Consider the following 13,581-nt stretch of genomic DNA (forward strand, 5'->3'; position numbering starts at 1 on the left):
TTTAAATATCCCCTATCAATCATCATAAAAAAGACCATTTCAATACTCGAAATGGTCTTTTATTTTGTGAATAATTTTACTTATCCTGATGACTTTCCGGCAAGTTAGTCTCTCCACTTGTAATGCTGATGCTCGTTGGCGTTACCAGCTGAATTTTATCCGTATCAAAGCGTTCTTTAATCCCTAAATAAGCCTGGCTTCTTACCTGCGCAAGATTAGCCCCCACTTTTATCCAGAATTTTACCTGAAGATTAAATGCACCTTGCTTCAAATCTGTAAAAATCACTTCTAGAGTGTCCAGCTTATCTACATTATCAAGATTTTTAACCACATCAAGAATTCCTTTCTGTGCTTTGGTAATATCTTCATCAGCCGGAATTTCAAAGTTTAAAATAATCCTTCGTTGTGGTGAGGCCGTAATATTGTAAAACGGAGCATTGAAAACAACCTGATTAGGGATATAAGCTTTCTTTCCGTCATCAGTAAGAATTTTTGTAGTGAGAAACCCGATTTCCTGTACTGTTCCTGAGTGGGTTCCGATCGTAATATAATCTCCTACCTTGTAAGCTTTGTCAATTCCAATAAGCATTCCTGAGAAAATACTGGATACCAGATCTTTCAGAGCAACCCCGGCAATAACCCCCGCAACTCCTAAGCTTCCGATAAACTTCCAAAGAAAGCCGCTGAAACCCATTATTTCAAGAGCAATAAAGGTTCCCATCAGCATGATCAAAAATCTGAATACACTGATTAAGGTGACTAATGAACTCTCTTTGCGACTTTTAGGAAAAAATTTATGGAATAATTTTACCGCTGCCTGGCTTAAATATTTGCTGGTAACCAGGAAAAAGGTAAATACTAAAATTCCAACAATCAGCTTGGGTGTAAGTTCAGCGAAGGTGATATACCAATTTTCCAATACCTTGTAAACAAGATCTACATACCTGAGTCCGGTTTTCTCCATGAATAAAATTTTAATTAAAGATATAAATTTTCATCAAAAAATTTGCCAGTTCCAAAAAGTCTACTAAATTTGTAGACTATAAAGAAAGAACATTATGTCAATCAAACTAGGAGATACAGCGCCCAACTTTCAGGCAGAATCATCAGTAGGCGATATCAATTTTTATAATTATCTGGGAGATTCCTGGGGAATTCTGTTTTCGCATCCTGCAGATTATACACCGGTATGCACAACGGAGTTGGGATATACGGCAAAACTTCAGTCTGAGTTTGATGCCAGAGATACAAAAGTAATTGCCCTGAGTGTAGATGGGGTAGAAGATCATCAAAATTGGGTAAAAGATATTAATGAAACTCAGAATACCAATGTAAAGTTTCCTATTATTGCCGATAAAGACAAAAAGGTTTCAGAACTGTATGATTTTATTCATCCCAATGCTTTGGCTACCGCAACAGTACGTTCTCTTCTGATTATTGATCCTTCCAAAAAAGTAAGACTGATTATTACCTATCCGGCCTCTACAGGAAGGAATTTTAACGAGATCCTTAGAGTGCTGGATTCTTTACAGCTGGTAGACAATTACCGTGTGGCTACGCCTGTGAATTGGGAAGTTGGAGAAGATGTTATTGTACCTCCAACCATTTCTACAGAAGATGCCCGGAAAATATTCCCGAAAGGGGTAACGGAAATAAAGCCCTATCTGAGATACACCCCTCAACCTAATACATGATTTATTTGATTTTTTATAGTTTAGTTTTAATTTGTACGAAAAGCGCCCCGGAAATAAATTCCGGGGCGCTTTCATTTTTTTATAAGTATTTCAGTGATTACTTAACGTCGTTGATGATTTGTTTCGCTTTAGACGTTGGAAGATAAATCTGGAATCCTAAACCAAAAGTAATTTTGTTAGTGTATCCACCGCTTCCGAATCCTGCGTTTGCATCATATTTCACTAAACCTTCCAATCCGATGTTTGGAGTGATGAAGTAAGAATAACCAGGTCCGAATCCGAAGTTAAGACCGTTGGAAGAAGAACCTCCTTTAGAGATAGACATTCCTCCAACACCTACATTACCTTCGAAGAACCATCTTCCGTGGTGTAGTAAGTTGTTTACTCCCTGCTCTCCCGGGTTAAGATAGTAACGTCCTAATGCTCCTACATTATATGTAAAAGTAGTGGGTGCATCTTTAGCTCCTTTGAAACCTAAATCTACGTATCCCCCAACTGCGATATTATCTTCGATGAAATAGGCTCCTTTAGGCTGAATTGCAAAGTTGTATCCTGCTCCTTCATTTAAACCAAAATTTGCCCCTACAAGATTACCTCCTACCATCCAATTACCTTTTTGAATCTGAGCGTTGGCAGTTGCTGTTAAGCCTGCTACGGCTAATATTCCTGTTAAAATAAGTTTTTTCATAATTTATTATTTTAATAATTAAATGTTTATTATTCACGAATTATAGAAAAAACAATAAATGTGCCAGACTCTTAATTTTACGTAATTTTTCTAAACAAACGTTAAGATTTTCAATGAGATATAGTTTATTTTTTTAACCTATCGGCTCTATATGTTATGATAATAAAGAAAATAAAATGGTTGTTTTAAGAAAAAAATGATAAAAGTAGATAATATATCATTAATTATATAAAACACTTATTTTTCTTTGCCCATTCGGAATTTAAATAAATAACAGGATCACCGAAATGATCAGACCTGCAATTGTAAATTTGATTCCACGTTTGAATGCTTTGGTCTTGGGATTAAACATCCAGAAACTTGAGATGACGAAAAAGAAAAGAGAAACTCCGAAGAATACGCTTAAAGGAGATATAGCATCTTTCGATTGTGATTTGTGAAGCGAAACCATTTTGTCCAATACGAAAGGAAGTTCCTTTTTGGAATATTTGGCTTTTCCGGTTGCACTGTCATAAGTTCCCTGTTTAAAATAAAGAACACTTCCTTCTGTTTTTTCCACTTCCAGGCCTTTCATTTTAAGCTCTTTTTTCAGCTCTTTTTCTGTAAGATTGGCTGCGATATTCTTTTCGTATTTCTTTTCACTTTTCAGGAAATCTGTGTCTCTGTACACCAGAAGAATTCCGCTTAATGAATATACCGCCATAATTCCGGCAAGGAAATATCCCAGGTAACGGTGCATAATTCTCATGAAACTTCTTGTGTCTTTAATCTTATCCATATCTTATTTTTTTGTTTTTGTTTAAAATTTCAAAAGTGGAAACTGCAAAAATGCAATTTCCACTTTTAGTGAAATAATTATTATATAAAGAATTCTAGAGTCTGTATGTCAATGTGAAATAGTAATTTCTAGGCGTAATCGGATTCACTGAATAATTCTCGTGAACATTGTAGTTTACAACATCAAACAGGTTGCCCACTTTCCCTTGAATAGAGAATTTTTTCCACTCGTAGCCTACTGACACGGAAACAGTCGTATAATCTTTCAGATCAAACATTCTGCTCACGTTATTTCTGCTTGTGTTTGTAGATTTTGTATCATTCCATCCGGCAATTCTATCCCCGATGTAATAAATTCCAGCTCCGATTTTCAATCCTTTTACGTAGTTTGTAAATTTATAGAAAACAGAAGCATTTGCTGTTGTAGCCGGTGTTCTTACCAGTCTTTGGTTTTCAATATATCCTTTTTCAGGAGTGTCAGTATAAACCGAATTGTTATAAGAAAAACCTCCGATTATAGATAAGTTTTCTGTAGGATTTCCTGTAATGTCCAGTTCCACACCACGGCTTCTCATATTTCCTGCAAATTCTTTAAGATTGGTGTCTGTGGAATTTACCGGTGCCCCGTTTGAAGCAGAAGCAAACCAGTAGGTTTGGTAATAATTATTGTACATAATCTGGTAAGCCGTTAAGTTAACAGCTAAAGCATTGTTCCAGAAATTCTTTTTAATACCGATTTCATATTGATCAACTGTTGAAGGTTTTATACTTTGTCTGGATAAAGTATTTAATTGATTTTGAACATCTGTAACAGGCTGATTGGTATTTACCGTGCCAAATTGATCTGAAGTATACCCTGCATTGGCTGCAAAAGAATTCGTATAAGTTGCGAATACTGAAAGGTTTTCATTTGGAGCATATACCAAACCTACTTTCGGAGAAAATGCATTGTCAGACGTTGACGAATTAGCGACTTCAATTTTATCATTTAATGTAAAGCGGGTCGTCAGCGTAGGCATGTTTTCTATATAAGACCATCTTAAACCTGCAATTACTTTTAATTGTTTTGTTAAGCTGATAAAATCCTGTGCATAGATCCCGATTCTTCTTGTATTGATTCTGTTTCTCGTACTAAGAGTAGAATTCGGCATATCAATACTTCCCCATGTTGATGGATCATCTAGATACAGAAGATTTCTTGGAGCCGCAACAGTATAAGCATAAGCATCTGCCTGGCTGTAATCAGCATCTGCCCCAATTAAAACTTTGTGGCTGATTTTTCCTGTATTGAATTCACCATTGATGTTTACCTGTGCTGAAGTATAATTTTGTTCGTTGTAAGTTCTGCCAAAAGGTCTTTTCCATGACAATCTGTTAGGATCTACAGTGGCATCTTTAGTATCATATATCCATTGTACTCTTTCAGAAGAAAAATAATCTTTCGTATAGTTCTGGTAAGAAGCAATCGCATTTAAAGACCATCTTTCGTTGAACTGATGATTAAAAGTTACATTCGTAGAAGCTTGCTGTACATTTTGATATTGCCAGTCAGTTCCGAAGAAAGTGTTTCTGGAAACAGTATCATTCAATCTATAGCTTTGGTCTTTTTCCGTAATAGAACCAAGCCCGAAATCAGGAGTGAAATTAGTTTTAAGGTAATCCGCTTCCACAATCAATTGTGATTTTGGGCTTAAATTGAAAAGGAAGGATGGATTGAAATAATATTTCTCTGATTCTACAACATCTCTGAAACTTTCAGCATGCTCATAGGCTCCGTTTACTCTGAAAGCAATATTTTTAGATAAAGGACCATAAATATCAACTGTTGGTTTATAAGAATTCCAGCTTCCGCCGTTTAACCCGATACTTCCACCAAAATTGAATTTAGGCTTTTTTGTAATCATATTGATAACACCACCAGCTGCTGTATTTCCAAAAAGCATGGCATTGGCGCCCTTTAAAACTTCTACTCTTTCCAGACCACTTACTTCAGGGAAAACACCGCTGTTTACTCTTGAACCATTTTTAAAAATATTATCATTTCCTAAAATGAAACCACGTCCACCAAAACTATCCTGAGAATTTCCCCTGGATGAAGTGATGTATAATCCGTTTACATTCTGAAGAACATCACTCAGTTGCTTTGCCTGCTGCTGCTCAATGATTTCGTGGGTAACAATAGCAATGGGCTGGGGAGTTTCCATTATCGTCAGATTCGACTTTGTCGATAATGGTCTAGCCTGGTTAGGATTTCCCGTTTTGTGAAGGTTGATATCCTCAATAGTTTGAATTCTGATAGTATCTGCTTCAGCATTTTTCAGCTGTGAACTTGCCGAAGCGGCGATAAACAGAAGGCCTAAAGAAAGTAATTGTCTTTTCATTTTATTTTTATGTAGAACAGTTTTAAATAAGGCGCAAATGTAAGTATTTGTTTAGAATAGATAAAAATAATTTCATGATTTAAATCATATTTTTATGAGTCGACGAGATGGATTATTTCTATAGCTCCTTTACACTAGGGATAGAGAATTTTTTATGAATATATTTGTTAAAAAATTATATATGCAATTGGTAAAAGCAGGGCTTTGTGCCTTTGGAATGAGTGGGAAAGTGTTCCATGCTCCCTTTTTAAAGGAGCATCCGGGATTTTTTATCTCTGCTGTGGTGGAAAGAAGCAAGGAAGAATCGAAGGTGAAATATCCTGAGGCAACAATCTATCATTCCGTGGAAGAAATGCTTCAGCAGGCAGATGTAGAATTGGTGATCATCAATACTCCGGTTCAGACCCATTATGAGTACGCCAAAAAAGCACTGGAAGCGGGAAAAAATATTATTGTGGAAAAACCTTTTACAGTAAATGTTTCTGAAGCAGAAGAACTGGTGCAACTGGCTGAAGAAAAAGGTTTGTTTCTGAGTGTATACCAAAACCGAAGATTCGACCGTGACTTTCTGCAGGTTCAAAAAATTCTGAATGATAAGAAAACAGGGAATATTAAAGAAGTTGAAATACGTTTTGACAGATTCCGTACCACGGCCAGTGGAAAGCAGCATAAAGAAAGTCCGGATCAGCAGGGATCAGGATCACTTCATGATCTGGGAGCACATCTTGTCGATCAGGCAGTACAGTACTTTGGGTACCCCGAAAAACTTTTTGCTGACGTATTTTCTATGAAAGGAGCCGAATTCGCTAACGATTATTTTGAAATTCTTTTATTCTATAAAGATAATCTGAGAGTAAGACTGAAATCATCTGTTTTCAGCAAAGAAGGACATTATGCTTATACAATTCATGGAGACAGAGGAACTTTCCTACAGGAAAGAACCGATAATCAGGAAAATGAACTGGTAGCAGGGGCCGTTCCTGAATATGGTAAAGAATGGACGCAGCCTCTGAAAGGGCCGGACGGCATTTTAAACTTACTGAATGATCATTCCGAAACAGAACGAATTCTTACCTCGAGCAAAGCCGGAAATTATATGGATTATTACCAGCAGATTTATGAACACATCGTTTTTGGATATGCCTTACCATCTCCGGGAAAAGAAATTATTCAGAATATGAAAATCATTGATGCTTCTCTTGAAAGTGCAAAAGAAGAAAGAATAATCAAATTATAAATGATGAGTTATGAATTATGAATGAATTCAAAATTTCAGGTTCAAGGTTTAAAGTTTCAGGTTGATTGTAGTTGTGATTAGAAGTTTTCAACTCATTTACACTCAAACCCTAAAACACTCAAACGCTCCGACTCATTCATAATTCATAATTTTTAACTCATAATTCTTAAAGTAGCTCCTGAAGCTCCAGCCATCTCATTTCGTGGTTCTCCAGTTTTTCTGAAACAGTTTCCAGCTCGGAAGAAAGAGTGGCTATCTTTTCATAATCAGCTTCGTTGTTGAGCTTATCCAGAATTTTTGCACGCTGTTCCTCCAGTTCAGGCATTTCTTTTTCAATCGTCTCCAGCTCCCTTTGTTCTTTAAAAGTGAGTTTTCTTTTAGAATTGGAAGACTGGCTACTTTCTGTTGAAGAAACAATTTCTTTTACAGGCTCAGGTTTTACCACAGCATTTTTTTCTAACGCTTCTTCACGGCTTCTGGCTTCTCTGTATTCTGAGAAGTTTCCTACAAAATCTCTGATTTTCCCGTTGCCTTCAAAAGCCAGAACATGGTCTACAATTCTGTCCATGAAATACCTGTCGTGGGAAACGATAATCAAAGATCCCTGGAATTGCTGAAGAAAGTTTTCAAGAACCGTTAGCGTGGGAAGATCTAAGTCATTCGTAGGTTCATCAAAAATCAGGAAGTTAGGATTCTGATACAAAATATACATTAGGTGAAGTCTTCTCTTTTCACCTCCGGAAAGTTTGGAAATAGGAGAATATTGTGTCTGATCGTCAAATAAAAATAATCTTAAGAACTGTGAGGCGGATAAACTTTTACCATTCGCTAAAGGATAAAATTCTGCAATTTCTTTGATGAAATCAATCACACGTTCATCCTCTTTATAGGTAAGACCTTTTTGCGAGAAGTAACCGAAAGAAATAGTTTCTCCGGTTTCAATTTCTCCTTTATCGGCTTTTTCAAAACCTTGAATAATGTTAAGCAGGGTAGATTTTCCCGCTCCGTTCTTTCCGATGATTCCCACCTTTTCTCCACGTTGAAACTGGTAGCTGAAATCTTTCAATAAAACTTTAGATCCAAAGCTTTTATCAATATGTTTGAGTTCAAGAATTTTATTTCCCAGACGTTTCATTTCAAAATCAAGCTCCAGCCCGTCTTTTCTGGTGTCGGTTTTGGCTACTTTTTCCGTTTCGTAGAAAGCATCAATTCTGCTTTTGGATTTTGTGGTTCTGGCTTTTGGCTGTCTTCTCATCCATTCCAGTTCCTTTCTGTAAAGGTTATTCGCTTTATCAATCGTAGCATTAAGATTCTCCTCACGAATCATCTTGTTCTCGAGGTAAGTAGCATACGAACCATTGTGAACATACAGATTCTGATCCTCCATTTCCCAGATAATATCACAAACACTGTCAAGGAAATACCGGTCGTGGGTGACAAGCAATAAAGTGATTTTTGCTTTGTTCAGATAGTTTTCAAGCCATTCTACCATGTCCACATCAAGGTGGTTGGTAGGTTCGTCCATGATAAGAAGGGTATGTCTGTGCTCAGCTCTTGTTTCTGTTAAAAGTTTAGCCAGTGCGACACGTTTGATCTGTCCTCCGGAAAGGGTTCCCATTTTAGCCTCAAGATCTGTTATTTTAAGCTGGGAAAGAATCTGCTTCATTTCATTTTCCAGATCCCAGGCTTTATGAACTTCCATATCAGCCAGTGCTTTCTCAATAAAATCATTATCTGTAGAATGAAGTGAACGATGATAGTTTTTAAGCGCCAGGATAGGCTCAGAATCAAGGGTCATCATAAATTCTTCAATGCTCAGCTTAGGATCATAATCAATCTCCTGATCAAATAATACCACCTGGATATCTTTATTGATGATCGCAGTTCCGCTGTCTGCAATTTCCTTACCCATTAGTATTTTAAGAAGGGTAGATTTTCCACTTCCGTTTTTGGCAACAATCGCTATTTTATCTCCTTCATTGATGTGAAAAGAAATATTTTTAAACAAAACTTTGATGCCGTAAGATTTGGTAAGATTTTCTGCAGAAACGTAATTCATTGGGAATTAATAGTTTGATTTTAAATTTCAATTGAACCGCAAAAATACGAAAATGTAGCCTAAAACTTCCCGGAACCTCTTTTATAAAAATGAATATTTATAATTTTTTAATAAACTGTGCCCCTTATCTGAAAAAACTAATCAGTAAATTTGATCAACCACAATGAAATGTACATTGTAAATAGTAATACATAATACAAAAATCTGATGGAAACAATGAAAAAAGTTATCGTCGACATGGATGGAGTAATGGCGGATGTCTATCATCAGCTGGCGCAATTTGAAAAAAGGGATACAGGAAGAGAAATTGAAATCAGTGATTTGGCTGGTAAGCCTGAAATAGAATCTTTTCCCAACGGAAAAAAGCATGTGAATGAAGTAGGCTTTTTCAGAACCTTACCGGTAATGAAAGGGAGCCGTGAGGCAATAGAATACCTTAATAATAAATATGAACTCTATATTGTATCTGCCGGAATGGAATTTCCGAACAGTCTACGGGAAAAATATGACTGGCTGGCAGAACATTTTCCTTTTATCACATGGGAACAGATTGTTCTTTGCGGAAGTAAAAGAGTAGTGTCCGGAGATGTTATGATTGATGATTATCCTAAAAATCTGGACCATTTTTCAGGACAAAGACTGATATTTACCCAGCCTCATAATGAACTGATAGAAAATGATACCTATGAAAGAGTTCATTCCTGGGAAGAGGTTATGAATATCCTTTGAGTCGGAAATATTTAGAATTAGGAAATATTTAAAACAACTTTAACTAAAGGGAGAATAAATTTAATAAAATGTTGGGAGGCCGGCATATTGAAATTAGATATGTTTGCATCAAACTTTTAACATGAAAATATATTCTACTTTATTCTTCCTTGTGGCAGCCTCAGCCTTCCATGCGCAGGTTGTTTCCGGAACTATTGTTTCTAAAAACGAACATCAGCCTATTCCTTATGTGAAAATTGGGATTGAGAAAAAATCGACAGGCACGATTTCAGATGAAAAAGGAAGATTTTCAATTGATCTTTCCAATACAGATCCCCAGCAGAAAATAAAAATAGAAGTCCCGGGATACGATCTTTATCAGGAAACAATACAGGATTTTAAAAAGTATGACCAGCAAAAAATATTTTTAACAGAGAAAACTAAAAATATTAAAGAGATTACAATTAAGCCTAAAAAGCTGGTAGATAAAAACTGGGGGGTCAATACCAAAACAAAAAGTGTTATTTATTCTGTTAACCCGGAATTTGACAAAAAGAGTTTTCTTGGAGAAACAGCTTTAGAATTCAACGCAAAGAAAAGATCAAAGCTTAAAAATATCAATCTGAATATAGCCAGCTATGTTTCTACCGAGCCGGTTTTAATGAGATATAGCATTTACAGTGAAAAAAATGGCTTCCCGGATAAAAATATCCTGGAAGAGGAGATTACCGTAAAGCTCACTGAAGATATGATCAAAGATGGAACGTATACACTGGATGTAAGCGACCGTAACATCTGGCTGCAGGGGAAATTTTTTATTGGCATACAGTTTTTAAAAGATTTTGACGGCAGGATTAAAATCAGTGCTGCTTTGTTCAGAACAGGGTTTATAAGGGAGTTTTATGGTGATTGGCAGAAAATGACCATTGCCGCACCAGCCATTAATATTGATGTGAAAATGGATAAAAACGGAAGCAATAATATGAATGAAGATGATTAATACATATGTAGTTTGATCAGCTGGACAATTAATTAACTGTTCCATACATTTCCCTTCTTTCTAATCCAGTGTCAGCCTTTTTAATGACCACGAATTACCATTGTAGACATCAAGATCCACTTTTGTATTGATGCCGTGAACAATACCGTTTTCTGTGAACTGCCAGAAATCCCACTCGTCGTCGGGAGAAGGTGAGGGAACATCGTTGTAATTGGCAAGCCATAAAGGGTAGCCTTCAAACTCGCCTTTCAGAAAATCTTTATAGTAATGGTAGTATGTGTAGATGATAGGTTTTTCACCATAGGCTTCTTCTACAATTTTACACCATACTTTCAGGTCTTCAACCAGTTTTTTGTTGGTTTTACGCTTTGGAATTTTTTCAATATCAAGAATAGGAGGAAGATCTCCGCTTTCAAGTTTCACGTTGTCTAAAAAATTATTGGCCTGGATCACGGGATCTTCATCGGCTCTGTAAAAATGATAGGCGCCACGGATAAGCTCATGTTTTTGGGCACTTTCCCAAAATTCATCAAAATGCTTGTCGGCACTACGGTTTCCCATCGTTGCACGCATCACGACAAATTCCAGCGGAATCGTTTTATTTCCGATGCTGAGACTATCCCATCTGATATCTTCCCGGTTCTGATAATGGGAAACATCAAAACCATAGGTTTTATCAAGGTTGCTGGCTAATATTCTCTGAATTCTTGCTGCCTCCTTTTCACTGTTATGAAGCTTTTTATGCTTAAATTTATTAAAGTACAAGGCATAGTAATAGCTGACGGACTGCTTTAAGTAAAGTCCTGTTCCTACTAATGCCGTTATTAAAATTGCCAGTATGACCCATCGTCGGAAAAAATACTTCTTCCGTCTCGATTTATGGACTTGTTTGGCAGTTTTTTTGGTGTACTTTTTGGGTGTCATAAAGTTTTGCAAAACTAACTTTTTTCACTGCGAAATGCTAAAATAAAATCAGTAAATTTGTGTATTATGGAAACACGCGAAAAAATCATCATTATTGGAGGAGGATTTGCGGGGCTGCAGCTTGCAAAAACATTGAATAACAAGAACAAAAAGGTTATTGTTCTCGACCGGATGAACCACCATATGTTTCAGCCGCTTTTTTATCAGGTAGCCTCAGGAAGGATAGAACCTTCCAACATTTCTTTTCCCTTCAGAAAGATTTTTCAGCAATCCAGAAACACACAGTTCCGTATGACTGAGGTGAAAGAAATAGATCCTTCCAACCATAAAGTCATTACCGACGAGGCAGAATTTACTTATGATAAACTCATCATAGCAACGGGCTGTAAAACTAATTTTTTCGGGAACAAAGAACTGGAAGGAAAAGCTTTCGGGATGAAAAATACCCAGGAAGCCATCAGTATCAGGAATCATGTTCTGATGACCTTTGAAAAGCTGATTATTGAAAAAAGCAGGAGCGATGACGGAAACTGGAATATTGTGATCGTTGGAAGCGGACCTACCGGAGTAGAACTGGCTGGAGCTTTTGCTGAAATGAAAAAGGACATCCTTCCAAGAGATTACCCTTACATGAATTTCGACCATCTGAAGATTATTCTGGTAAGTTCCACAGAAAAACCCCTTGCTGTCATGAGCAGTGAAGCTCAGGAAAAATCTGAGAAATACCTGAAAGATCTCGGTGTTACTTTTTTGAGCGGGGAAGTGGTAACAGATTATGATGGGGACAAAGTACATCTCAGAAGCGGAAAAGAAATACCATCCAATAATGTGATCTGGGCTGCCGGAGTTACAGGAAATGTAGTAGGAGGGTTTCCGGAAGAAAAATTAGTAAGAAACAGATATATTGTAGATCGATATAATAAAATACAGGGTTACGATAATATTTATGCTATCGGGGATATCGCCTATATGGAAACACCGAAGTATCCGCAGGGACATCCTCAGGTAGCCAACGTAGCCATTAATCAGGCCAAAAATTTAGGTAAAAATCTTTTAAAGAAAAGTCAGGAAGAATGGAAAGAATACGAATATGATGACAAAGGCTCATTAGCGACCATTGGAAAGCACAGGGCAGTTGTTGATCTGCCGTTTATAAAATTCCAGGGATTTCTGGCGTGGTATTTCTGGATGTTTCTCCATTTAATGCTAATTTTGAGCGTTCGTAATAAGCTGGCCATATTCTTCAACTGGATGTGGAGCTATATCAACAAAGATTCTTCTTTAAGATTAATTATTATACCTACTAAGAAAAACGGAACATTACAATGAGAATTGACATAATAAGCGTACTTCCGGAATTGATGGAAAGTCCTTTCAAAACTTCTATTTTGAAAAGAGCGATGGATAAAGGACTGGTAGAAGTACATTTTCACCATTTAAGAGACTGGGCAGTCAATAAGCACAGACAAATTGATGATGAGCCTTATGGAGGCGGAGCAGGAATGGTAATGATGGTTGAGCCGCTGGATAAATGCATTTCAGAGCTTAAATCTCAAAGAAACTATGATGAGGTGATCTATCTGACACCGGATGGAGTTACTTTGAACCAGAAAATTGCCAATTCATTGTCTATCAAAGAAAATCTGATCTTTCTCTGCGGGCACTACAAAGGAATAGACCAAAGAGTAAGAGACCTTCATATTACAAAAGAAATTTCAATTGGAGACTACGTCCTTACGGGAGGAGAACTCGCTGCCTGTGTTTTGGCAGACTCAATTATCAGATTGCTTCCCGGAGTTTTGAATGATGAGCAAAGCGCTTTAACAGACAGCTTTCAGGATGATCTTCTTTCACCGCCCATCTATACAAGGCCTGAAAGTTATAAAGGTTTAGATGTTCCCAAAATCCTATTGAGCGGAAACTTCGGAAAGATTGAAGAATGGCGTCACGATGAAGCAGTAAGAATCACAAAAGAAAAACGTCCCGATTTACTGTAAACAAGAATTGCCGGAACGAATATAATTCTTGCTCCCACTTAAATTCCATTTATTATAGGTAAATGGAATAATATTTGTTGTTATTTAAAAAAGTGTGAAAAATATTAATTATAGTG

Annotated in this window: 12 protein-coding genes; 6 read left to right on the forward strand and 6 right to left on the reverse strand. The window is 36.7% G+C overall.

The window, feature by feature from the left end; translation table 11 throughout:
- Positions 1-76 precede the first annotated feature (76 nt).
- Positions 77-964, reverse strand: a complete 888-nt coding sequence (locus FFS26_RS17625; RefSeq protein WP_110008100.1) for a mechanosensitive ion channel family protein — start codon at positions 962-964, stop codon at positions 77-79.
- Between the two features lie 94 nt (positions 965-1,058).
- Here FFS26_RS17625 and FFS26_RS17630 point away from each other — a divergent pair, with 94 nt between their 5' ends.
- The gene (locus FFS26_RS17630) at positions 1,059-1,694 is read left to right on the forward strand and encodes a peroxiredoxin (RefSeq protein ID WP_110008099.1); all 636 of its coding nucleotides are present in this window, start codon (positions 1,059-1,061) and stop codon (positions 1,692-1,694) included.
- Positions 1,695-1,791: 97 nt separating this feature from the next.
- On the opposite strand, the gene FFS26_RS17635 is transcribed toward FFS26_RS17630, so the two are convergent.
- The 3 genes from FFS26_RS17635 to FFS26_RS17645 all read right to left on the reverse strand — a co-directional run bounded on the left by FFS26_RS17635 (position 1,792) and on the right by FFS26_RS17645 (position 5,540).
- Entirely contained in the window at positions 1,792-2,382 is a 591-nt protein-coding gene (locus FFS26_RS17635; protein ID WP_047435061.1) for an outer membrane beta-barrel protein, read from the reverse strand.
- A 262-nt stretch (positions 2,383-2,644) separates the two neighbouring features.
- On the reverse strand, positions 2,645-3,160 hold the full coding sequence (locus tag FFS26_RS17640; protein WP_137905689.1) for a hypothetical protein: 516 nt from the start codon (positions 3,158-3,160) through the stop codon (positions 2,645-2,647).
- Positions 3,161-3,254: 94 nt separating this feature from the next.
- Positions 3,255-5,540 carry a TonB-dependent siderophore receptor gene (locus tag FFS26_RS17645; protein ID WP_137905690.1) on the reverse strand — a complete coding sequence of 762 codons (2,286 nt, stop codon included), beginning with the start codon at positions 5,538-5,540 and terminating at the stop codon, positions 3,255-3,257.
- Between the two features lie 181 nt (positions 5,541-5,721).
- On the opposite strand from FFS26_RS17645, the gene FFS26_RS17650 reads away from it, so the two are divergent.
- Positions 5,722-6,777 (forward strand): Gfo/Idh/MocA family oxidoreductase, encoded by a 1,056-nt coding sequence (locus FFS26_RS17650; RefSeq protein ID WP_110008315.1) that lies wholly within the window; start codon positions 5,722-5,724, stop codon positions 6,775-6,777.
- Between the two features lie 166 nt (positions 6,778-6,943).
- Here the strand turns inward: FFS26_RS17650 and FFS26_RS17655 are convergent, their stop codons facing one another.
- On the reverse strand, positions 6,944-8,836 hold the full coding sequence (locus FFS26_RS17655) for an ABC-F family ATP-binding cassette domain-containing protein (protein WP_137905691.1): 1,893 nt from the start codon (positions 8,834-8,836) through the stop codon (positions 6,944-6,946).
- Between the two features lie 216 nt (positions 8,837-9,052).
- On the opposite strand from FFS26_RS17655, the gene FFS26_RS17660 reads away from it, so the two are divergent.
- A complete protein-coding gene (locus FFS26_RS17660) occupies positions 9,053-9,565 on the forward strand; it encodes a 5' nucleotidase, NT5C type (RefSeq protein ID WP_110008314.1) in 513 nt (170 codons plus the stop codon).
- Between the two features lie 121 nt (positions 9,566-9,686).
- Positions 9,687-10,544, forward strand: a complete 858-nt coding sequence (locus FFS26_RS17665; RefSeq protein WP_137905692.1) for a carboxypeptidase-like regulatory domain-containing protein — start codon at positions 9,687-9,689, stop codon at positions 10,542-10,544.
- Between the two features lie 60 nt (positions 10,545-10,604).
- Here FFS26_RS17665 and FFS26_RS17670 read toward each other — a convergent pair whose 3' ends face one another.
- The gene (locus FFS26_RS17670) at positions 10,605-11,468 is read right to left on the reverse strand and encodes a glycoside hydrolase family 25 protein (protein ID WP_137905693.1); all 864 of its coding nucleotides are present in this window, start codon (positions 11,466-11,468) and stop codon (positions 10,605-10,607) included.
- A gap of 66 nt (positions 11,469-11,534) precedes the next feature.
- On the opposite strand from FFS26_RS17670, the gene FFS26_RS17675 reads away from it, so the two are divergent.
- Positions 11,535-12,797 carry an NAD(P)/FAD-dependent oxidoreductase gene (locus FFS26_RS17675; RefSeq protein ID WP_137905694.1) on the forward strand — a complete coding sequence of 421 codons (1,263 nt, stop codon included), beginning with the start codon at positions 11,535-11,537 and terminating at the stop codon, positions 12,795-12,797.
- Positions 12,794-13,465, forward strand: coding sequence for a tRNA (guanosine(37)-N1)-methyltransferase TrmD (trmD, locus tag FFS26_RS17680; protein WP_110008092.1), 672 nt, complete (start codon positions 12,794-12,796; stop codon positions 13,463-13,465). The genes FFS26_RS17675 and trmD overlap by 4 nt, the downstream gene beginning before the upstream one ends.
- Positions 13,466-13,581 lie beyond the last annotated feature (116 nt).

The organism is Chryseobacterium sp. 2VB, from assembly GCF_005503635.1.
Taxonomy (GTDB): Bacteria; Bacteroidota; Bacteroidia; order Flavobacteriales; family Weeksellaceae; genus Chryseobacterium; species Chryseobacterium cupriresistens.